Annotated in this window: 20 protein-coding genes; 17 read left to right on the top strand and 3 right to left on the bottom strand. The window is 38.8% G+C overall.

Features of this window, described 5'->3' with window-relative positions; genetic code table 11:
* Window positions 1-19: 19 nt before the first annotated feature.
* From DBR40_RS04425 to DBR40_RS04375, 12 genes are all read left to right on the top strand, one after another.
* Window positions 20-604: a DUF5025 domain-containing protein gene (locus DBR40_RS04425; protein WP_124558600.1), complete on the top strand. Its 585-nt coding sequence runs from the start codon at window positions 20-22 to the stop codon at window positions 602-604.
* Window positions 605-745: 141 nt separating this feature from the next.
* Complete coding sequence (locus DBR40_RS04420; RefSeq protein ID WP_124558599.1) at window positions 746-1,009, top strand: hypothetical protein; 264 nt, start codon at window positions 746-748, stop codon at window positions 1,007-1,009.
* 60 nt (window positions 1,010-1,069) lie between these two features.
* Window positions 1,070-1,234, top strand: a complete 165-nt coding sequence (locus DBR40_RS26615) for a hypothetical protein (RefSeq protein WP_158673984.1) — start codon at window positions 1,070-1,072, stop codon at window positions 1,232-1,234.
* A 216-nt stretch (window positions 1,235-1,450) separates the two neighbouring features.
* Window positions 1,451-1,897, top strand: coding sequence for a DinB family protein (locus DBR40_RS04415; RefSeq protein WP_124558598.1), 447 nt, complete (start codon window positions 1,451-1,453; stop codon window positions 1,895-1,897).
* A gap of 223 nt (window positions 1,898-2,120) precedes the next feature.
* Window positions 2,121-2,828, top strand: a complete 708-nt coding sequence (locus DBR40_RS04410; RefSeq protein ID WP_124558597.1) for an RNA ligase family protein — start codon at window positions 2,121-2,123, stop codon at window positions 2,826-2,828.
* The gene (locus DBR40_RS04405; RefSeq protein ID WP_124558596.1) at window positions 2,815-3,921 is read left to right on the top strand and encodes an AAA family ATPase; all 1,107 of its coding nucleotides are present in this window, start codon (window positions 2,815-2,817) and stop codon (window positions 3,919-3,921) included. The genes DBR40_RS04410 and DBR40_RS04405 overlap by 14 nt, the downstream gene beginning before the upstream one ends.
* Before the next feature lie 144 nt (window positions 3,922-4,065).
* Complete coding sequence (locus tag DBR40_RS04400; protein WP_124558595.1) at window positions 4,066-4,566, top strand: hypothetical protein; 501 nt, start codon at window positions 4,066-4,068, stop codon at window positions 4,564-4,566.
* A 395-nt stretch (window positions 4,567-4,961) separates the two neighbouring features.
* A complete protein-coding gene (locus DBR40_RS04395) occupies window positions 4,962-6,176 on the top strand; it encodes a Pycsar system effector family protein (RefSeq protein ID WP_124558594.1) in 1,215 nt (404 codons plus the stop codon).
* Complete coding sequence (ppk1, locus tag DBR40_RS04390) at window positions 6,176-8,218, top strand: polyphosphate kinase 1 (protein WP_233603803.1); 2,043 nt, start codon at window positions 6,176-6,178, stop codon at window positions 8,216-8,218. Before DBR40_RS04395 ends, ppk1 begins: the two co-directional genes overlap by 1 nt.
* A 12-nt stretch (window positions 8,219-8,230) precedes the next feature.
* Window positions 8,231-9,139 carry an SdiA-regulated domain-containing protein gene (locus DBR40_RS04385; RefSeq protein ID WP_124558593.1) on the top strand — a complete coding sequence of 303 codons (909 nt, stop codon included), beginning with the start codon at window positions 8,231-8,233 and terminating at the stop codon, window positions 9,137-9,139.
* 237 nt (window positions 9,140-9,376) lie between these two features.
* Entirely contained in the window at window positions 9,377-12,982 is a 3,606-nt protein-coding gene (locus tag DBR40_RS04380) for a BamA/TamA family outer membrane protein (RefSeq protein ID WP_124558592.1), read from the top strand.
* 141 nt (window positions 12,983-13,123) lie between these two features.
* Window positions 13,124-15,547, top strand: a complete 2,424-nt coding sequence (locus DBR40_RS04375) for a GAF domain-containing protein (RefSeq protein WP_124558591.1) — start codon at window positions 13,124-13,126, stop codon at window positions 15,545-15,547.
* 100 nt (window positions 15,548-15,647) lie between these two features.
* Here DBR40_RS04375 and DBR40_RS04370 read toward each other — a convergent pair whose 3' ends face one another.
* Window positions 15,648-16,250 (bottom strand): GIN domain-containing protein, encoded by a 603-nt coding sequence (locus tag DBR40_RS04370; RefSeq protein WP_124558590.1) that lies wholly within the window; start codon window positions 16,248-16,250, stop codon window positions 15,648-15,650.
* Window positions 16,251-16,544: 294 nt separating this feature from the next.
* Here DBR40_RS04370 and DBR40_RS04365 point away from each other — a divergent pair, with 294 nt between their 5' ends.
* Together DBR40_RS04365 and DBR40_RS04360 are read left to right on the top strand one after the other, a co-directional pair.
* On the top strand, window positions 16,545-16,907 hold the full coding sequence (locus tag DBR40_RS04365; RefSeq protein ID WP_124558589.1) for a two-component system response regulator: 363 nt from the start codon (window positions 16,545-16,547) through the stop codon (window positions 16,905-16,907).
* Between the two features lie 14 nt (window positions 16,908-16,921).
* The gene (locus DBR40_RS04360) at window positions 16,922-17,323 is read left to right on the top strand and encodes a hypothetical protein (RefSeq protein WP_124558588.1); all 402 of its coding nucleotides are present in this window, start codon (window positions 16,922-16,924) and stop codon (window positions 17,321-17,323) included.
* 45 nt (window positions 17,324-17,368) lie between these two features.
* Here DBR40_RS04360 and DBR40_RS04355 read toward each other — a convergent pair whose 3' ends face one another.
* A complete protein-coding gene (locus DBR40_RS04355; RefSeq protein ID WP_124558587.1) occupies window positions 17,369-18,673 on the bottom strand; it encodes an ABC1 kinase family protein in 1,305 nt (434 codons plus the stop codon).
* An 8-nt stretch (window positions 18,674-18,681) separates the two neighbouring features.
* On the bottom strand, window positions 18,682-19,335 hold the full coding sequence (locus tag DBR40_RS04350; protein WP_124558586.1) for a TetR family transcriptional regulator C-terminal domain-containing protein: 654 nt from the start codon (window positions 19,333-19,335) through the stop codon (window positions 18,682-18,684).
* Between the two features lie 211 nt (window positions 19,336-19,546).
* On the opposite strand from DBR40_RS04350, the gene DBR40_RS04345 reads away from it, so the two are divergent.
* From DBR40_RS04345 to DBR40_RS04335, 3 genes are all read left to right on the top strand, one after another.
* Complete coding sequence (locus tag DBR40_RS04345) at window positions 19,547-20,401, top strand: HD domain-containing protein (protein WP_124558585.1); 855 nt, start codon at window positions 19,547-19,549, stop codon at window positions 20,399-20,401.
* Between the two features lie 229 nt (window positions 20,402-20,630).
* Window positions 20,631-20,774 (top strand): twin-arginine translocase TatA/TatE family subunit, encoded by a 144-nt coding sequence (locus DBR40_RS04340; protein ID WP_124558584.1) that lies wholly within the window; start codon window positions 20,631-20,633, stop codon window positions 20,772-20,774.
* Between the two features lie 113 nt (window positions 20,775-20,887).
* Window positions 20,888-21,100: a hypothetical protein gene (locus DBR40_RS04335; RefSeq protein ID WP_124558583.1), complete on the top strand. Its 213-nt coding sequence runs from the start codon at window positions 20,888-20,890 to the stop codon at window positions 21,098-21,100.
* Window positions 21,101-21,201 lie beyond the last annotated feature (101 nt).

Below are 21,201 nucleotides of genomic sequence, written 5' to 3'. Positions count from 1 at the left end.
AAATGTAGTTTGCTGTGCTATGAAATTATTTTCGCGATTCTTTTTTAACCTGCTGGTGGTGATGTTACTTTTCTCTTGTAAGAAACAAAAAACGGAGGCACCCGTTAAAGAACCCTATGTGCAGTTTATTAATGTACAAATAGCCGGGCAAAATCTGGAGATAAAAGGTTCGATTGATAAAAACAGAAATATATTTAGTGGAAGCTGGACAGGTATTGGTTATGGAGATGGCACTCAAAAAGAGATGTACACCGTAAATGTAACTGTACCCAAAACATTTTTGAATACTACCTTCGATTCAAGGCTTCAATTCCGGATTTTCGATATAGAAAAAAAGGAATACAAGTTATCAGGCAATGATCCTTACAAACAAAGTTTTGCAAGCAGTATTTACCTAGTTACTAATTTGGGCGTGGCCGATTCAAAAGTATATACCACTAACGAAACAAAGCCACCATTCAAAGTGCAAATTACCAGATACGAAAAACCTAAGGATAGTGGTGTGCCTTTTGTTGGCGGTAAAATAAACGGAACTTTGTATAATGCTAAGAACCTGCAAGATTCGATTGTAATAAAAGATGGCGTTTTTGATGTTAGATTCTAATCGCTATTTCTCTCCAGTTGCGAAAGAAAACGGGCTAAACAATCATTCGTTCATTTGCTGGTTGTTTAATGTTGTAGTCATTTTTTAGCAACTCGTAAAAAAGTCTACATTTCTTTTCAGGTGTTAAAAAATTATAGCGGTATGAAACACATAAGAGATAAATTAGGGCTTTTGCAAGCAGCACTTGCCGGCCTGTTAGAAATGCCCAATGGAACTTTCAGTTTGTACGAGCTCGGTTTGCTTAATTTAAATAGCCAGCAATTAGCCACAATTTCTGACATTGAAATGCTGTTGCAGGAAGAGCAAACCATCGAACCAACTGCTGCCATAAGTATTAGAGCAGATCAATTGCAGACAGCAGTGCTCAAAAAGATGGGACAGCGTTTAGAAGAAGTTGGTTTCTAGCATAATAAATTAAGCCATAAACTCATTGAGCTTCAAAGCAACTACATTAAAAACCAACGCTTGTGGACCTTAATTACCAATTTAAAAGCGAAAACCCCAGCTGGAACCAGGTTAAAGGCTTATTTAGCAGTACTCGAATTACAATGCCTCGAAAAAAGTGAGCGTTTTGGTTTGGATAAGCAGACCGAGCTTACTTTTAAAATTACGTTGTTAGCGCAAGAATAGAAGCTGCTGCAGGAAATTGTAGGGTAATTTTAATAACAAAGGGTTAATTAATGGCGCTTGCATTCACATTCTAATCAATTCGTTATATTGCTAATGTGAAATTTAAATCTACGCTTTTGATTTTCAGTTTGCTGATTATTTACTTAAGGTAAGTTTGATGCAGGCTGGCATTCCAAAATAAAATCAGTTATATGTTTCCTATTTTTAACTCCAACCATGTTACAACAATTTTGCAGCTATAACAACTGGGCCAATTCAATTCTGCTAACCACTTTAAAAGAGCAAGCCAATATATTGCCCCAATCGTGCATCAATCTCTTTAGCCACATCATCAATGCACAAATGATTTGGTTGTACCGCATTAATGACGAGGTGCCACCAGTAAGCGTTTGGCAACAGCACGATCTCGAAACCTGTAGCAGGTTGTTGGCCGAAAGCGGGCAGGGGTTGGCCGCGATCGAAAACCCTGATGATGATTTGTTGCCCTTGGTTCAGTATCAGAACTCTACGGGTAAAGCCTTCCAGACTTCAATTCCTGATATTTTGCTGCATGTTTTTAATCACGGTACTTACCATCGTGCGCAAATTGCAAAAGAAATGAAACTGAACGACATTGATCCGGTTAATACTGATTATATCCAGTTTGTGAGGCTAAAATCCTAATTTAAAGTGATGTTTGAAACGAACCGAAAAAGATATGGGATTGACTCAGAATAGATTAGCGGGAAACATGAGCGGGAATTTGATTTGGTTTTATTACATTTGCAACAGTATTAAAAAAATTATCCTTTGAGTCATGTAATCTCATTTGCACATTCATGTTAAATGATCTTTCCAAATCTGGAAGGGAGTAATTACTATATCTTTTATTTTTACTGATTACAAGATGACTATTTCACAAAAATATGGTCGTACGTATCATTATCCGTTTTCGCCGGGAACAACCAGCGACGACAGGATACAGCACGACTATTGGGATAAAATACAACAGATCCCAACATTGATACATACCGAAAAATTAGACGGCGAAAACAATTGCCTGTCCCGATATGGAGTTTTTGCACGTTCGCATGCAGCGCCAACTACTTCACCCTGGACGGAAAGTTTAAGGCGTTTCTGGCAAATGGTAAAACATGATCTGGGCGATCTGGAATTTTTTATAGAAAATTTATACGCCACACATTCTATTGCTTACCGTAAACTCGAACATCATTTTTATGTTTTCGGCATCCGCGAGCATGGCCGCTGGCTAAGCTGGGAAGAAACCAGATTTTATGCAAAACTGATTGATTTACCTACGGTGCCGGTGCTTAAAACAGAACAAACACCGGTTAATCAGAAACAATTTGAAACCGAAATACTGACTTTGGTTTCCGGGAAGGGTGCTTTTGAGCCGTTTGATGTTTACGAGAACAAAGAAACAACCATGGAGGGGATTGTTAGCCGCAATGCTGAAGGCTACGAGGTTGATGCCTTTGCCCAAAATGTATTTAAATATGTAAGGAAAGGACACGTTAAAACCGACGAACATTGGACCAGGAACTGGAAACGTGCAGCCTTAATTAACGAAGGAGGTAAAAATGTGGACCTTTAGCGAAAATAAAAACTGGGAATACCTCGAAACACAGTTCGACTGGGTGAAACGGATGAATGGTGTAGAGCAGGATAAACGTTATCATACCGAAGGCGATGTAGCCATACATACGCAAATGGTTTTGGCTGCCTTGCAAAATAAAGCTGATTTTAAAGCCTTACCGGCTCAGGAGCAGGAAATTTTGTGGACAGCAGCGCTGTTGCACGATGTAGAGAAGTACAGTACAACGGTTTTTGAACCCGATGGAAGCATCACCTCCAACGGGCACGCACGTAAAGGTGCGCAGTTTGCCCGTAAACTACTGTATTTAGATGGTAAAGTGCCTTTCGCCATTCGCGAGCAGGTTGTTGGCCTGGTGCGTTACCATGGTTTTCCGATCTGGTTGTTCGAAAAGCCCGATCCGCTAAAAGCTTTGGTAAAAGTAAGCATGGAAGTAAATACCCAATGGCTGGCTTTACTGGCAAGCGCCGATATGCTTGGCCGTATCTGCATTGATCAGGAAGATATGTTATACCGGATAGCCTGTTTCGAAGAATTTTGTAAAGAGCACCAATGTTGGGGGCAGGCACGCCAGTTTATCTCTGGTGAAGCCAAAATACATTATTTGCAGCACGAAGACAGCTATCTGGATTATGTACCTTTTGAGCAGCCATTGGCCGAGGTGGTTTTAATGAGTGGTCTTCCCGGTGCAGGGAAAGATACTTTTATTAAGCAGCATTATGGCGATTGGCCGGTTATTTCATTAGATGCCATCCGTGTAAAATGGGGCATTAAAGCAACTGATAAGGCTGGTAATGGCAGGGTAATACAAGAGGCCAAAGAACAAGCTCGGGTGTACCTGCGCAAGCAGCAGCCTTTTGTGTGGAATGCAACCAATATTACCGGGCAAATGCGTGTGCAGTTAATAGAGCTTTTTAATACCTACAAAGCCAAAGTGCGCCTGGTGTATATCGAAGTGCCGCATCAGTTGTTATCGCAGCAGAACAAAAACCGCGATGCTGTGGTGCCTGCTATGGTTTTAGAGAAACTGGTACATAAGTTGGAAGTACCGGCTCCCTGGGAAGCACATGAAGTAATTTACCAGATTAAATAATTTTATTGATTACCTAAAATGCAGGTGATTAAGCCGGGGTCTTTTAATAGATTCCGGCTTTATTTAATTTGCACGTACTTTAGGAAGATGATCAGCCACATTTAAGATAAAAGCAATAAATTGCAAACAAAACCACTTCAGTGAATGATCGGATCTGAAAAATACCTCGAAATATTTAGTAAGGCTGTAAACCAGCTCAATCAGGAACAGCTAAAAGAAATGCAGCTCGAAGTTGCTGTAGTTGAAGTATTGGACTGTGTTTGCGTAAAAATATTTAAAAAGGCATGGTGTAGCCCAAACGAAGATCCTTTATTGGCCAAAACCCGGATATTTTTTTCCGTTTGGATAAGCGAAGCAAGCAACCGCGAACAAAAGCTGTTGTACAATATCCACGCATTTAAATTGAGACATTTGGCTGGTTACACAATAGAGAGCAGAAAATTTGCAGACTCATTTAGATACGATTTTAAAACATTGGAGCAACAATGGCCAAATGTAAGCATAAAATATGGTCCTTTAACTTTAATGGAAGGCTGGGTGAGTTTCGAAGGTAGAAATATAGAAGAGGAAATTCTTGTGCTTGCTAACAATTTTTTAAGTGTGGCGCCTTTGGTTGATACTGCACTGGCCGGGTTTAAAAGCTAAGTATGTTTATTGGTTCATTCGGCATTACTTCATCACTCATGTGTTTTGTAGCCTAACCAAGCCTTCATTTCAAAGGGTACCCGAAATTTAAAAGCCTGTCACCCTGAGCGTAGTCGAAGGGCAGTACCTCATTGTCTTCGACTTTTCACCATTAAGTAATTAAGCACATTAAGTTTTGGTTCTGCATCCAGACTTCCAACCCCGATCTCCCGACCTCCGACTTTAGTCTTTTTGTAAAATAAACAGGCATTATTATTGTTTAAGGCAGATGAACATTGTTTTTGTTAAAATTAGCGTAATTTTAAATCATAAAATCGAAACAATTTTAGCTTTAATTGATTTAAAGAAAATGCATTTCCTTCAAAACAATAAATTATCCCAGCCCGAATACGCTCATGAACTATAAACAATTGCAGGAAGATGCAGCCCGGCATGTTAGCCATTACTTCCAAACCCATAACGATCCGAGGTTGGTTTACCACAATTTTGCACACACCGAAGAAGTGGTTAATGCGGCGCAGCAAATTGCCAACCATTACCAGCTAAGTGAGCAGGATTTCTTCGTGGTAACCGTAGCAGCTTACTTTCACGATACCGGTTATTTTGAAGATGCATTAAACCACGAAGCAAAAGGGGCTGAAATGGCCGATCATTTTTTGGAGAAAAATGGGGTAAGTGCAGATGTGCGTGAGGGTGTTAAAAGTGCTATTTTAGCCACAAAAATTCCTCAGCAACCAACCAACCAAACCGATAAAATTCTTTGCGATGCAGATCTTTTCCACCTTGGACTGCCCGATTTTCGAAAAAAAGGAAAGTTAATGCACAAAGAAGTAGAACTGATTTACAAAAAAGACATCAGCAAAACCGAATGGCGCCAAAAAGATATCCAATTTATGGAATCGCACCATTACCTTACCGATTATGCAAGCCTGTTGTTAAGCGATCAGAAACAGGCAAACATCGCTAAATTAAAAAGTAAGCTTACTGCCCAGGAAGAAATCAGCACTGAGCTGGCCGAGACCGAAAATTTTGCACCCGAAGTAGTAACCGGAAAGAAAAAGAAAGATAAAGACGACAGGCCTGATAAAGGTATCGAAACCATGTTCCGTATTACCTCGGCCAACAACCAACGCCTTAGCGATATGGCGGATAATAAAGCACACATACTGATTACCGTAAACTCCATTATGCTTTCGCTAATTGTGAGTTTGCTGCTACGCAGGCTCGAAGATCATGGCAATCTGATTATTCCCACTTTTATTTTACTATTAGTTAGTTTAACCTGTGTGGTGGTTTCTATTCTATCTACCCGTCCATCTATCCCAAAAGGAGAATTTACCAAAGAAGATATGGACAATAAAAAAGTGAACCTGCTGTTTTTTGGTAACTTTTATAAAATGAGTTTGCCCAGTTATACAGAAGGAATGATTAAGGTAATGAACGATAAAGACTTTTTATACGGCACCCTAATTACCGATGTGTACTCGCAGGGTGTGGTTTTGGGCCGTAAATATAAACTCATTCGCCTGGCCTACAATATTTTTATGTGGGGCTTAATTGCCGCAGTATTTGCATTCGTTATTGCTTACGCAGCTTACGGTAAACTTTAATGGAACAAATGATCGAAACTACTTTCTTTAACCGCGATTTAAGCTGGCTAAAATTTAACGAGCGCATTTTAATGGAAGCCGAACGCAGTACGGTGCCATTATTGGAACGCATTAAGTTTTTATCCATATTTTCGTCTAACCTCGATGAGTTTTATCGCGTACGCATGCCTATTTTACTGGCATTAGAGAAATTGAGTAACCGCGAAGATAGTGACATTAAAATCGACGATAATTTATTAAATACCGCTAATCAGTTTATTACCGATCAACAGCAGCGATATGGTAAAGTGCTCCGTACACAACTTATTCCCCAGCTTAAAGAAAATAAGATAAACTTAATTTACGGTGAGCCCATTCCAGCCCAAATTGAGCAAAACCTTACCCGGTACTTTTTAAGTCAGGTAATGGCCTTTTTGCAGCCCGTTTATTTAAAAACTGATAGCGGTTTCTTTCCTTCCAACAACGAGTTGTACTTTTTGGTTACGCTAAAAAAAGAAGAAGAAACCGAAACGATAATTTTAAATATCCCCTCTAATCAGTTGCCCCGTTTTTATAAAGTAGATACGGCTGATGGTATATTTATTGTTTTTCTGGATGATATTATCCGCTTTCACCTAGATAGGATATTCCCCGATCAGGAGGTTAGCGGTTGTTACAGTTTTAAAATTACCCGCGATGCCGAGCTCGACCTGAAAGATGAGTACCCGGGCAGTTTATCCGATCAGCTGGAAAAACAGCTTTTAAAACGCGATTTAGGTCTCGCTACCCGCTTTTTGCATCAGCCCGGCATTCCGGATGAAGTAATGGACCGGTTGAAGAAGCTTTTCAATTTAAAAAAAGCCAACAGGATAGAAGGAGGGCAGTATCATAACCTGAAAGACCTGATGTCATTCCCGGTAAATTTGCCGAAACTATCGAATGAGAACTGGCCAAAAATATGCAATACCGATTGGATAACAGGTTCCTTAACTGAAGCCATTTACCAAAAAGATATTATTGTACATACCCCTTACCAGAGTTACGACAGTATTTTGCGCTTTTTTAACGAAGCCGCAATTGATGCCGATACGCGTGAAATATACGTTACCCTTTACCGTGTAGCCAGCGATTCGAAAATTGTGAATGCACTCATCAGCGCAGCCAAAAATGGTAAGAAAGTTACAGTTTTGGTTGAGCTTAAAGCCCGTTTTGATGAAGCCAACAATATTAAATGGGCAAAGAAAATGCGCGAGGTTGGTGTGGATATTATTTACAGTGTAACAGCTTTAAAAGTACATGCCAAGGTAGCGCTGGTTAAACGTCAGGTTGGCGACAGGATGCATTACTCCGGATTATTTTCTACCGGTAATTTTAACGAAAGTACCGCCGCATTTTATACCGATCATGTTTTAATGACGGCCAACAAGGAAATGCTACGCGAAGTAGAACTCCTGTTTATTTTTCTGGCCAAAAGGGTAAAACCATCCGCTTCCGATCTGATTCATTTTAAACACCTGCTGGTGGCGCAGTTTAACCTTCAAACGGTTTTTCTGGAGTTAATTGATCGCGAAATAGCACATGCCAAACAAGGCAAGCCTGCAGCAATAACCATTAAAATGAACAACCTCGAAGAAAAAGTTTTGATTGATAAACTTTATGAGGCCTCAACAGCAGGAGTAAAAATTGATATGATTGTACGCAGCATTTGCCGTCTGGTGCCTGGTGTGCAGGGAATGAGCGAAAACATTAAGGTTACCCGCATTGTAGATCGTTATCTGGAACATGGCCGTATTTTTATATTCCATAACCTGGGTAAAGAAGACGTATTTCTGGGTTCGGCCGATTGGATGAACCGCAATATTTACCGCCGCATTGAAGTCTGTTTCCCGATTTACGATGCACAGGTTAAGCAGGAAATTATCGATATCGTTGCCATTCAAAAACAAGATAACGTGCAGGCTGTTTGTATTGATGAACACATGGAAAATATACCTGTAGAAACGATTGGTACCCCGATAAGCTCGCAGCGTGGCATTTACCAATTATTAAAAAACAAACATTAAATTTAATTACCTATGAATTATAAAAGAACTTTTATTGCCTCGGGCCTTTTGGTTGCAACAGCTTTTTTAGGCATATCGTGTGTAAACAGTAATCGCGACGATAAACAAACTGCTAATACAGAAAATGTTGCTGCAGATGCGCCAGAAGGAACGTTTCCTTACGATTTGGCAAACCCTGTGAAATACAATATGCCACAGAACCTTTTTGAAATTTCGGGTATTGTATTCTACAATGGCGATGCTAAAGAAGTATTTGCCATTCAGGATGAAGATGGAGATCTTTTCCATTTAGGTTTAACCGATAAAACCGCAAAGTTTACCAAATTTGGAGGTAAAGGCGATTATGAAGACCTGGCGATCATCAATAATTTTGTAATTGTATTAAAAAGCAATGGCGAACTGCATACTTTCCCTATAGCAGGCATTAATGCACCTGCAGTGGCCAATGTAGTTAAAACCAAAGATCTGGTGCCAAAGGCAGAATACGAAGGCCTGGCTGCAGATGAAAAGGCAGGAATGATTTATATATTGACCAAAGACAGCAAACCCGATGCAAAGGCAAAATCGACAAGTATTTATGGCTTTAAAGTAGCCGCCGACGGTACCTTTACCGCTAGTGGTCAGTTTGGTATTTCGCACAAAGAAATCGAAAAAATGTCGGGTGCAACAAAATCAAAATTCCGTCCATCGGCCTTAGCTAAAAATACAGCAACTGACGAATGGTACGTACTTTCATCAATGAATAAACTGCTGGTAGTAACCGATGCGAATTTTAAAGTCAAAGCAACATACCCTTTAGCAGGTAGTTTCTTCAATCAACCCGAAGGCATCGCATTTGATAAAGACCATAACCTTTACATTTCTAACGAAGGAGGTACTTTAGCCGCCGGAAATATTTTAATGTTTAAATTGAAAAAGTAGGTATTGAAAAGTCAGAAGTCCGAGGTCCGGTGTCAGAAGTCTGAATGCCAATTGGTCTATAAAACTTAGCCTTGCGGGGTCGTCATTTCGAGTGAAGTGCAACGCAGTCGAGAAATCTATCATAGACCTCTCTCCGCCTGTACGGGCAGGCATTTCGCTGCGCTTCAGTAGAGATGACGGCTTTTCTATCAAACAAATTAAATTTTAAATTAACTATCTTTATACAAACACCGGAATATGATTAAAAGATTTACCCTTTTTTCAATCTTATGTTTAACCAACCTCATTGCTTTTGCACAGGATGACGTGAAATACCGTGTGATTCTTTTTGGCGATGCCGGCGAAATGAACCCTGCACAAATGCAGGATTTAAAAAATGCCGCCAAACAGGTCATCCCTAAAAAAACTACAGTACTCTACCTGGGCGATAACATTTATCCAACCGGAATGGGCCTTCCCGGTAGTGTTGAAGAAGAAGATACCAAAAAGATATTACACTCCCAGTTCGATCCCATGCGTAAAATGGGTGCTGCGGTTTATTTCATTCCCGGTAACCACGATTGGGATAAATCGGGTCCCAAAGGCCTGGCCAAAATACAGGCGCAGGGCGATTACCTCAGGGCGCAGAATGATCCTTTGCTTAAACTGATCCCCGATAATGGTTGTCCCGATCCGGTGGCCATTAAATTAACCGATAAGCTTACCATTATTGCCTACGATAGCGAATGGTGGTTATTTCCCTACAATAAATTTAATCCAAACGGCGAGTGCGAATGCCGTACCAAAGATGAAATACTGGTAAAAATGGAGCAGCTGTTAGAAGAAAACAAAGATAAAATGATTCTTTTAGCGTCGCATCACCCGTTTCAGAGCTACGGGCCACATGGCGGCTATTTCAATTTGCGTAACCACATTTTTCCGCTTACCTCCTTAAACAAAAACCTATATATCCCTATGCCTGTTTTAGGCTCGGTGTATCCGCTGTTGCGTTCAACGCTGCTCAGTCCCGAAGATCTGAACCATCCGGCTTATAAAGATATGATCAAATCCATCACCGGTGTATTTGGCGATTATCCCAATGTTACCTACGTAGCCGGACATGAACACGGCCTGCAGTTAATTAAAGGAAAACATTTGCAGGTAATTAGTGGCTCAGGCTCAAAAGTTTCACCTAATAAAGAAGGTAAAACCTCCCTCTTTCACGAAATGCAGCAAGGCTATGTAGTGGCCGATCAGTTGAAGAATAACGATATGCGTTACGAGTACTATATCTATTCCGATACCAGTGTTCAACGCGTTTATAGCTATACCAAGAAATTCGAAACCATTAGTCAAAAAATACGCAACCGCGATAAGCCCATTACAGCCGACAGTATTTTTGTAAGCATAAAACCCGAATATGATAGTGTTGGACGTTTTCACCGCTTTATTTTTGGCGAAAATTACCGTAAAGAATATGCTGCGCGTACCAAAGTGCCCGTACTTAGGGTTTCGCAAATGATGGGCGGCTTAAAAGCTACACAACGTGGTGGCGGAAACCAATCGCGCTCTTTGCGCTTGGAAGATAAGAATGGTAAAGAATATGTGTTGCGGAGTGTAGAAAAATACCCTGAAGTACTTTTACCGCCTGCCTTACGCGAAACTTTTGCCAAAGATGTAATTAAAGATAACATGTCGGCACAGCACCCGTTTTCGGCGCTGGTAGTACCCGATTTAGCAAAGGCAGCCGGTATTCCGCATAGCTCGCCAATTATTGGCTGGGTTTCGCCCGATGATAACTTGGGCGAATTTGAACCTGCTTTTGCCAATACCTTATGTCTTTTTGAAGAGCGCGAACCTGTTGGCGAATCGGATAGCTCTCCAAAAATGGATAAAAAATTAACTGATGATAATGATAACCGCCTGGATGGACCCGCCTGGGTAAAAGCCAGGGCATTTGATATCTTGCTGGGCGACTGGGACAGGCACGAAGACCAATGGCGCTGGAAAGAAACCAAAACCAAAGACGGATCGCTCTATACACCAGTACCCCGCGACCGCGATCAGGTGTTTTTTAGCTCAGATGGCAAGTTACAACGTTACACCCAATCTTCGTCGCTTTTGCCGATGATGCAGGGCTATGAACGCGGTATAAAAGATGTAAACTGGTTTTTATGGGAAGGAAGGGAAATCAGCAGCCGTTGGACAGCCAATATCGGAGAAGCAGAATTCGACAAGATTGTAAAAGATTTTTGCGCCAATTACAACGATGCTGTTTTCGAAAAAGCATTGAAAAAACTTCCCGAACCAAGTTACTCGCTGCACCACGATGCCTTTTTGGCACAATTGCGCAACCGGATTGCCACATTGCCTAAATTAATGAACCAGTACTATCATTTCTTTAACCGCATTGTAGATATAGAAGTTACCAACAAAAACGAACGGATACAAATTACAGATGCGCCAGAAAATGGCCTCAGCATTAAAATCAATAAAATTTCGAAAGAAGGGAATATTAAAGACGAACTTTTTAACCGTTCTTTCGATCCGAAAGTTACCAAAGAAATTCGGGTGTATATGCACAACGGAAACGATAGCCTGATTTTGAATAACAAAAATTCAGGTATCAAACTTCGTATTATTGGAGGTAAAGGCAGTAAAGTTTACGATTTTGCCAACAGCAATGGCAATGTTAAACTTTATGGACGAACAGATAAGGCAACTTACCTGGGCGACGATAAAAATAAAATCAGGAAAATCATCTCTAACGATACAGCTAATTTCAGCTATATCCCTAAAGATATGTACCGCCGAAATTCATGGTTGCTAAATGCCGGTTACAATAACGATGATGGCGTTTTATTGGGCTTAATTTACAAACAAACCAATCCGGGTTTTAGAAAACAACCTTACGGCAACTCGCAAACTATTTCGTTTTTGCACTCGTTTTCTACAAAAGCATTTAGGTTTAACTATAAAGGCGAGTGGTTAAAAGCTTTGGGCAAAGGCGATATTGTGGTAAAAGCCGATGCAAACGCACCTAATAACACGCAAAATTTCTTTGGCTTTGGTAACGAAACCCATTTCGATGAACATGGCGATGATATTCGGTATTACAGGGCTCGTTTCAATCTGTATCAGGTTGATGCCGCCATCCGTTGGCGCCGTCCTAAATCTACTTTTAGTGTTGGCCCAACCTATCAGTATTATAAACTTAATCAGGAAGATAATGTAGGCCGGTTTATAGAAAACCCGGCACAGTTGCACTCATCTGATAGTTTAACTGTACGCAACGAAAAGATGTTTGCCGGTGCATTTGTAAATTTTACCAACAATACCCGCGATAACGACTTGTTACCAACCCTGGGCAGTTACGTAGATTTTAAACTTTTGGGTTATAAAGGCGTAAATAAATATTCCAATTCTATCGGACAATTTACCGCCAGTATTGCACTTTATAAAAATTTAGATGGCAGAAAGAATTTTATCCTGGCCGATCGTTTTGGCGGTGGGGTTACAGTGGGTAAGCCAGCTTTTTACCAGGCTTTATACTTAGGCGGACAAGGAAACCTGTTAGGTTACCGCCAGTTTAGGTTTGCCGGCGAACATATGTTTTACAATAATTTAGAGCTTAGGGCAAAGCTTGGAGATTTGGTAAGTTACGTTTTACCCGGACAAGTTGGCTTACTGGGCTTTTACGATGTTGGCAGGGTTTGGAAACGTGACGAACCATCAACAGTATGGCACCACGGCGTAGGTGGTGGGGTTTATTTTGCACCGGCATCACTCACAGTTGTACGATTTGTGATGGGACACTCGAGCGATGGCTGGTATCCGTACGTATCGCTAAATTTTAGGTACTAAATTTGTGTAACATAATTATGGATGTTTTATCGAAGTATTACGTTCAGCAGACTAACATTGCATTGGGCAGTAAGTATCTTTGCAAGAGTTTAGTAACTAATTAGATAACTATAATTTTTACCCTATAGCAAAACTTATACAATGAACACCAATGTAATACAGATACATAAAAATGAATGTATTCATTGCCAGGTAGAATCAAGTCTGTCTTTTCGTCCACTAGTGGAGTATTTAAAGGGCCGTTTGAAAACAGAGAAATCCGTAAAATCAGAATTTTACAGGTTTCTACTTCAAAAAATAGAAAAAGACGATGTACTTTTAGGTGGCATAAGCGCCGAAGATTTATCGAAATATAAAGATACGTTAGAATTGATTTTTACCATTCTAACGCCTTTAATGGATAATGAAGACGATTTGTTTTGGGCTTTAAGTACCCCAATTCCCGATCAGATATTTTTTAGTACCAATGCTTTTTATCAGTTTTTTAAAGATCACGATCCAAAGAACAAAGTAACAAAGGATAATGAGCCGGTAGAAAAAAAACAGCTGAAATTTATTTACAATACCATTTTGGCCCGTTTTTATAATTTTACCTCGGTGCTTAAAAATGAGATTATTTATGCCCATTTAAACCAGGAAACCAAGCTTACGCAATACTACAATATTCAAACCGATACCAAGTTTGTAGATATTATGCATAAAGGCGATTTACCTGAGCTTAATTTTGAAGCCCTGGGTAAACATTTTCAGGAAGAAACAGAATTAGAATACCTGGTAGAGCACCTGCCTTTAAGCGATTTTCGTTTTGAAGGCTTCAGCATTATTTCCATTACCGATGTAACTTTGCAGCATTCTATCGAGGGTATTCGTGGTGCTTTGGTTGATCATAATTATCAAACCGAAGCTTATAGCCATGTAATACATGCCTTAAAAACACTGAGTGGAAACAGCAAGCTCGAATTTGGCTTAATGCCATTTTTAACGGTTAACAATAAGCTGGTATTCGATAATCAGGAATTTTCGCAGAGTATGCTTATCAATTCGGCAAAAGCTTCCAATTTAGAAGAAGAAGTTTTTTATTCGCTGGTTGATAAATACAAGGAAAACCCACGGTCTATTTTTGTAAGTGCCATTAACGACGATCAGATAGAGAAAGATCCCTTTTTAAAGGTTTTAAAAGCCGCTGGCGTTTGCTCTTATTCGGTGCTGCCTATTTATTACAATAAGCAACTGGCAGGGGTATTGGAAGTATACTCTAACGATGAAGTAGCCGTTGATGATAAATTGCTGTCGAGGTTACGTCCAGCCTTGCCGTTAATTGGCCAGCTTTTCCAATACAGTATTGAAGAGTTTGATGCCAAAATGGATGAAATTCTGATGGATAAGTTTACCGCTTTGCAACCTTCTGTTCAGTGGAAGTTTAACGAGGCCGTTTGGCATTTCCTTCAGCAGAACAATGGCTACCATAAATTAAAAGAAATCGAAACCATTACCTTTAAGCATTTGTATCCGCTTTTTGGTGCCATCGATATCCGCAACTCTACTATCGAGCGTAACAAAGCGCTGAAAGACGATATGGAGGTGCAATTGAATACGCTGATTGATACGCTAAAACTCATCCGCAAGCATGTTTCTTTAGAGTTGATTGATAAACTGATTTTCAATTGTAAAGACTGGATTAAACGAATCGGCGATTTTGCTTCTTCGAACGAAGAAAGCCAGCTGAACGAATTTTTAGAAATAGAAGTTTATCCGTTCTTATCAATTATTAAAGGTAATCACCCTAAAACTGCCGAAGTTATCGACAAGTATTTCGAGGTGGTAGTACCCGAAACCGGTGGCGCATTCGAAAATCGCAGGCAACTGGAGGTTTCTATGCAGCTGATCAATACCGAAGTAAGTCAGTACTTGGAAAAATCGCAATCAAAGCTGCAAGCCTCTTATCCTTGCTATTTTGCCAAGTTTAGAACCGATGGCGTTGAGTACGATATTTACATTGGTCAGGAAATTGCTCCCGAAAAACCATTCGATTTACTTTACCTGAAAAATATCCGCCTTTGGCAACTTACTTCGATGGTAGATATTGCCCGTTTATCGAAAAGTTTAATTGCCGAAATGCCACGTGCACTTGAAACTACGCAATTGATTTTTATCCACTCTAATGCCATTGACATTAGTTTCAGGAACGATGAACGTCGTTTCGATGTAGAAGGCGCATATAATATCCGTTACGAGGTAGTTAAAAAACGTATTGATAAGGTGTTGGTTAAAGACACGGCCGAACGTTTAACACAGCCGCATAAAATAGCCATGGTTTACTTTAACCCTGAAGAAGCCAAAGAGTATTTAGAGTACATTAAATACATGCAGGTTCAGGGCTATTTAAATGATGATTTAGAACACCTGGAGCTGGAAGAGTTGCAGGGCGTTTCGGGATTAAAAGCACTACGGGTTGGCGTAAAGTATGTAGAAGAGAAAAAGGCTAAAGCCGATGCTACAAAAAAACTGAAGCCCAAAGAGATCAAATCGATTGAGCAGGAAATTGCTAAAGTACTGCAGCGTTAAGCATAATTAAAAAACCTCCGGTTTTAAATCGGAGGTTTTTTGTTTATAAACAAAAAAGGCTCCTGTGAGGGAGCCTAAAGTTCATTTGTGTGTGCGTATATTATTTGATTGCTGCGATCTCTTTTTCTACTGCAACAGTTTCTACCGAACTGATATTGGTTTTTAAAGCTGCAAACCTATCGATTGTTAATTTTTGCGATTTACCCATTACCAAAGTATGATTATCAGTTGATCCGCTTAATTTTAAGTCTGCATCATCAGCAATTACAGTGTATAAACCTTCTGAACTGGTATTGATATCGGCATGTGCATTTCCTCTTAAGAAAATTTGAAGGTATTTGGTGCTTAATTTTCCGTCAGTTTTAACTACTGCATTTTCTGAAGCCTCAATTCTATAGATGTCGTTAACAACAACTGTTAATTTTGTTTTTTCAGGACTGGTAGAAGTAATTCTTAAGGCATCGCCATCTTGTACCACTTTTGCAGTGCCATAGTTATCATCATTATAAGAAATACCAATTGAGCCTTTTTGAACAATAGTTAACTCTACATTTCCTTTTACTGAGATTCGTTTAAAATCAGAAATTTTAATAATTTTTTCTGGTTCTTTTTCTGTAGCCGAAACACTGGTTGTAAATAAGGCCGAAGATAAAACGATTGCTGTTAATGAAGTGGCGATTAGGGATTTGATTGAGGTTTTCATAGTATTTTATATTTTAATAATTAAATGTTAATTAATTGTTATTGAATTGTTTAAGTCTGTTTTTGTTTTGTTTTGTAGATAAGACGCTGTGATTTTAAAAACGTTGCAGCACCTTTTGCATTTTTATACAATCGATTAGTAATACTCGACCAACGGGCATAAATTCAAGACGAACCGGAGCAAAAAATTCTGCTTACTGAAATATTTTTATCCGGATGGGTAAAATCTGCAGACGATTCTCATTTGCAAATAGTTTTTCATTATCTTTAATCATAAAAATTAGTCGGTTTACATATGAAGAAAAAAGTTGTACTTGTTCAGGATAATAAAGATATCCTCGATATTATGGACCAGGTGCTGGAAGAGGAAGGCTTTGAGGTAACCGCATCGTTAACAACTGAACCCATAGAAAAGATAGACGAGATTGAGCCTGACGTGGTAGTGGTTGATGACCATATAAAAGGTAAGAAAAAAGGATCGGAAGTAATTAAGGCACTTAAATCTGATCCTCAGACTGAAGATGTATCGGCCGTACTAACCTCTACCTCAAATAATTTGCCGCAGGAGGCCGAAGATTGTAAGGCCGACGATTACATCGAAAAACCATTTGATTTAGACCATATGGTAAATGTGGTGAAAAAGAACGCCGAACAATAACGTATAAACTAATAATGAAAAAAATTACGCTCTATTTATCGCTTGCTGTAGCGCTTTTTTTAACGGTTTCATGTAATAAGGGCCGAGAAATTGGGAAATGGGATGATAACATAAAACTTTCTCAAAAAACAGCAAGTTTTAATTCCAGCAACAATTCAATTGTTGTTACAACAGAAACTACTGGTTGGTGGCTAAATGGTATTTCACTAAACAAAACCTATGTCGATTTAAAAAATATCGAAAAAACAGGTCAGAATTTTGTGGTGGTCCAACCTGATTTTAAAGTTGAGCGAAAAGACGGAAATAAAATTATAATTACCATGAGTCAGAATACCACCAATTCTGATCGATTATTAGGAATAGACTTACAAAACGGAAATTATTTTGATGGAATACAAATCGCCCAATCAAAATAAAAATATTTCAATTTTATGGCTTAAAACGGATCTGATGTTTTAAGTTTATCTATTCAAAGTAGGTTTATAGGTGTCGGTATTAACGGTAGCCTTTAATTCATGCAAAATCTGGTACAAGCCAAAATTGGTTCGGTTAACATAAATAAAATGTTTTACCCCACGGGCCTGCTTAAATTCGGGCATTTTCGAAATCTTTTCACCATAAATATATAACTGATCAAAAAAATCGGGTTTGCTAAAGTCGAAAACTTTGCTGGTATAGGGTTTGGCAAACAACTTAATCATTTCACTGTACGAATTGTGGTAAAATTCTATTTGCTCTACAGTGTCGTCCGCATGGATCATCTCCAGCTGTCTGAAAGCTTCAATAGTTCTGTTTTTATCGTTAAAAACATCGGTAGAAATCAGTGAGAAAAAAGGATAGTAAAAGTCGTCGGGCATTTCTTTAATACAACCGAAATCAATTACGCCTAAATTTTCGTCAGGTGTAATCATAAAATTCCCCGGGTGCGGATCGGCATGTACAGCCCTTAATTCGTGCTGCTGAAAATTATAGAAATCCCACAGCGCCTGCCCGATTTTATTGCGCAAAGCCTGAGAAGGATTGGTTTTTAAAAATTCTTTCAAGTGTAAGCCTTCAATCCAGTCCATGGTAATGATACGCTTGCCCGATAATTCGGGGTAATATTTAGGAAAAACCACATGATTAAGGTTTTTACAAGCTTCAGAAAACTCGATAGAGCGCTTTACCTCCAGTTCGTAATCTGTTTCTTCAAGCAAACGCTCCTCAACCTCTTTAATGTAAATATTCAGTTCCCTTTCAGACATGCCAAGCAAGCGAAATGCAAAGGGCTTTACCAGTTTCAAGTCAGATGATATGCTATCGCCTACACCTGGATATTGAATTTTTACCGCCAGTTTCTTGCCATTTAAAATTGCCTGGTGTACCTGGCCAATAGAAGCTGCATTGCTAGAGCTAAGATTAAAGCTATCGAATATATTTTCGGGCGTCTTACCAAAGTTTTTGGTAAAGGTGCGCACAATTAACGGACCCGAAAGGGGCGGGGCATTGTATTGTGACTGGGTAAATTTATCGACATAAGATTTAGGCAATATGTTTTTATCCATGCTTAGCATCTGTGCAATTTTTAATGCACTGCCTTTTAATTCGCTAAGCGATTTATAAATGTCGGTTGCATTATCTTCGTTAAGTTGTTCGCGGTCCATTTCGGGGTTAAACAACTTTTTCGAATAATGTTTTATATAATTGCCACCAATCTGGATACCCGTTTTAACAAACTTGGCCGAGCGTTCTACCTTAGTGGTGGGGATACTTTTTTGTGTCTTCATTTAAATTGCTAAAAACCCATTTTATCTGCAAATTTTCCATTTCTCGATAAGAATTTGCCATATTCCAGTAAATTATCTATAGGTGAGTGCTGAAAAAGATCGAAAGTTACGTTAATGCCTTTTTCTATGGCCTCGTCACTTTTTTCAAAGCCTTCGCTGTCATCATTAATCCAGAAATTAACGATAAAAGCAAACTGGATCCACAAGGCATCTTTATATCTTTTACTTAAGAAACGGCGCTCGGCAAGTTCTCCGCTATCTAATCCTTCATCAATTACCTCTTGTGCAAAGTTTTCGAAAATGGGTTTTACTCCCGCTAAAACATCGGGGGTAGAAAATTTGCCCTTATAGTTTTTTAAACTGTAAATAATAAAGCTTCGCTGGTTTTTCAGATTTTCGAGATAGCTGTAGAAAAAAGAAAGCATTTTTTCGCGCGCAGTGTATTGCGGCCAAACTTCCTGCTCCTTTATTTTGCTAATGGTTTCGAAAGTAAGTTCGAACCAGATGGTTTTTTCGATACTTTCAAAAGAAGAGAAGGACTGGTAAAAATCGGCCTCTGTAATTTTAAGCTTCTTAACGAAGCTGTAAACTGATTTTGGTTTTTCGTTCTGCGTTAAAACAAAATCCAGATATGCTTTTCTAATTTGTTGAGCGGTTGCCATATAGCTGTTTTTTACAAGTATAACGTTTAATTTATTGCCTTGTTTTTAATTGATCTTTTTAATTAATCATGCGATTGTAATAATCATTTTCAAAATATTTGAAAGTTTATTTAAAGCTACTTTGTTTAGTTTTTGTGTGGAAAACTATTTACGAAAAAGCTAAAATTTTTAGTATTTTTGTTTTGAAATCACCCATAAATAAAGCAACGATATGATTCAGTTAAATGATTTTTTGTACGGTAAGATGGAATTACCTGCCGTATTCTCTGACTTGTTAAATACTGATGTTTTAAAAAGATTAGGAGGTGTACACCAAAGCGGAGCTATATTTTTGGTTAATCCGGATATTTGCCATTCCAGGTTAGAGCATGCTATTGGTGTTACCTTATTGATCAGGATGCTTGGAGGCTCGGAGCTGGAGCAGATTGCAGGCTTGTTGCACGATGTTTCGCACACCGCTTTTTCGCATGTTGGCGATTATGTTTTCGATAATACTGATGAAGATTACCATGAAAAGATTTTTGCCGAAATGTTATGCAAATCAGAGGTGCCAGATGTTCTGCTCAAATATGGTTATAACATTAGCGATATTCTGCACGGTACGTTTGATATTTTAGAACAACCATTGCCAGCACTTTGTGCAGATCGGCTGGATTATACCTTACGGGATGGTGTGCATGGAGGGGTAATTTCGCGCCAGCGTGCCCGCGAATTTTTAAAATCAGTTGTTTTGAACGAAGGTAAAATTGCTGTAAATGATGAGCGTGAAGTTACCTGGATTAATGAAGCTTTTGAGAAACTGAATAATGAAATGTTTAAGCTCCCGATTCATTTATATGCCAATGGCAAAATGGCCGAACTGATTAAACGTTTTTTAAATAAAGGGCTTTTAACCGAAAGTGATCTCTTTAAAACAGATACCATGTTACTTAATAAAATCCGGACAAATTATGAAGGCTACGAAGCTATAAAAGCGATAAAACAATTACGTGGCTTTTCCGAATTTATGCGCTACGGAGCTATTCCTAAGATAAAAGCAAGGACTTTGAATGCACAGTTGGTGTAGAGAATTAAATAATTAATATGCAATAATCAATTTTCTGTAAACAACGCCCATTAATAAATGTTTAGAAAGAGCTTAAGGGTTAAATAGCTTTTAGCGAGTGTTATTCAGGTATTCATTGTGAATTGTTGCTTAATATACTTAACTCCTAATGATCAATTTACTCTTTTTGTATTAAATAAATCGAAAAACTATTTCGGGATAATTAACGTATCTTGTAAAAAAGAAAATTATGTCTGCAATCGAAATTATTTTAATCGGAGTGGTTATCCTGCTTATTTTAGGCGGTAAAAAACTGCCCGAATTAATGAGAGGGGTAGGGAAGAGTGTTAAAGAATTTAAAGATGCAAAAGATGAGCCGCCTGCTCAGAAATAACATCTTTTCTAGTGAAACGGGGCGCTTATCATAAATATCAGGTAAGGCAATATCTACGTGCTTAGCCGAAACTTTCCATATACTTTATTGTTTTATTTAAAATAAATATCAAGATGGAAAATCAAAAACAAGATCTCGCAAAATCAAAGGCTGATTTTACAGAAGAACATATCAAACATCCCGCTAAAGGAATAAATGATTGGAACGATCGTTTAGATGAAAACCTGGAACCCGAAGACCATAACGATACTATTGCTGATGAAAAGGCCAAAGATTTTTCGGCTAAGTATGGCAGTGGTAACCAATCTGACGAAAACAACAGCTGAATATTAATTGTGTAATTGATTTGAGGTGAAATCTTTCTTTATATTAGCTTACTTGTGCTTCATTATTACGTTTAATTTTATAAAAACCACATTTTATTTGT

Origin of the sequence: Pedobacter sp. KBW01 (assembly GCF_003852395.1) — a bacterium.
In the GTDB taxonomy this organism is placed as follows: domain Bacteria; phylum Bacteroidota; class Bacteroidia; order Sphingobacteriales; family Sphingobacteriaceae; genus Pedobacter.
The sequence above is the reverse complement of the archived record's forward strand: the minus strand, read 5'-3'. Positions and strand labels throughout refer to the sequence as shown.

Excerpts from the sequence above, each read along its gene's own strand:
- DBR40_RS04365 (WP_124558589.1), top strand. The coding sequence starts at position 16,545 with ATGAAGAAAAAAGTTGTACTTGTTCAGGATAATAAAGATATCCTCGAT.
- DBR40_RS04410 (WP_124558597.1), top strand. The coding sequence starts at position 2,121 with ATGACTATTTCACAAAAATATGGTCGTACGTATCATTATCCGTTTTCG.
- DBR40_RS04360 (WP_124558588.1), top strand. The coding sequence starts at position 16,922 with ATGAAAAAAATTACGCTCTATTTATCGCTTGCTGTAGCGCTTTTTTTA.
- DBR40_RS04385 (WP_124558593.1), top strand. The coding sequence starts at position 8,231 with ATGAATTATAAAAGAACTTTTATTGCCTCGGGCCTTTTGGTTGCAACA.
- DBR40_RS04405 (WP_124558596.1), top strand. The coding sequence starts at position 2,815 with ATGTGGACCTTTAGCGAAAATAAAAACTGGGAATACCTCGAAACACAG.
- DBR40_RS04335 (WP_124558583.1), top strand. The coding sequence starts at position 20,888 with ATGGAAAATCAAAAACAAGATCTCGCAAAATCAAAGGCTGATTTTACA.
- DBR40_RS04380 (WP_124558592.1), top strand. The coding sequence starts at position 9,377 with ATGATTAAAAGATTTACCCTTTTTTCAATCTTATGTTTAACCAACCTC.
- DBR40_RS04340 (WP_124558584.1), top strand. The coding sequence starts at position 20,631 with ATGTCTGCAATCGAAATTATTTTAATCGGAGTGGTTATCCTGCTTATT.
- DBR40_RS04350 (WP_124558586.1), bottom strand. The coding sequence starts at position 19,335 with ATGGCAACCGCTCAACAAATTAGAAAAGCATATCTGGATTTTGTTTTA.
- DBR40_RS04400 (WP_124558595.1), top strand. The coding sequence starts at position 4,066 with ATGATCGGATCTGAAAAATACCTCGAAATATTTAGTAAGGCTGTAAAC.
- DBR40_RS04420 (WP_124558599.1), top strand. The coding sequence starts at position 746 with ATGAAACACATAAGAGATAAATTAGGGCTTTTGCAAGCAGCACTTGCC.
- DBR40_RS04355 (WP_124558587.1), bottom strand. The coding sequence starts at position 18,673 with ATGAAGACACAAAAAAGTATCCCCACCACTAAGGTAGAACGCTCGGCC.
- DBR40_RS04375 (WP_124558591.1), top strand. The coding sequence starts at position 13,124 with ATGAACACCAATGTAATACAGATACATAAAAATGAATGTATTCATTGC.
- DBR40_RS04395 (WP_124558594.1), top strand. The coding sequence starts at position 4,962 with ATGAACTATAAACAATTGCAGGAAGATGCAGCCCGGCATGTTAGCCAT.
- ppk1 (WP_233603803.1), top strand. The coding sequence starts at position 6,176 with ATGGAACAAATGATCGAAACTACTTTCTTTAACCGCGATTTAAGCTGG.
- DBR40_RS04370 (WP_124558590.1), bottom strand. The coding sequence starts at position 16,250 with ATGAAAACCTCAATCAAATCCCTAATCGCCACTTCATTAACAGCAATC.
- DBR40_RS04345 (WP_124558585.1), top strand. The coding sequence starts at position 19,547 with ATGATTCAGTTAAATGATTTTTTGTACGGTAAGATGGAATTACCTGCC.
- DBR40_RS04415 (WP_124558598.1), top strand. The coding sequence starts at position 1,451 with ATGTTACAACAATTTTGCAGCTATAACAACTGGGCCAATTCAATTCTG.
- DBR40_RS04425 (WP_124558600.1), top strand. The coding sequence starts at position 20 with ATGAAATTATTTTCGCGATTCTTTTTTAACCTGCTGGTGGTGATGTTA.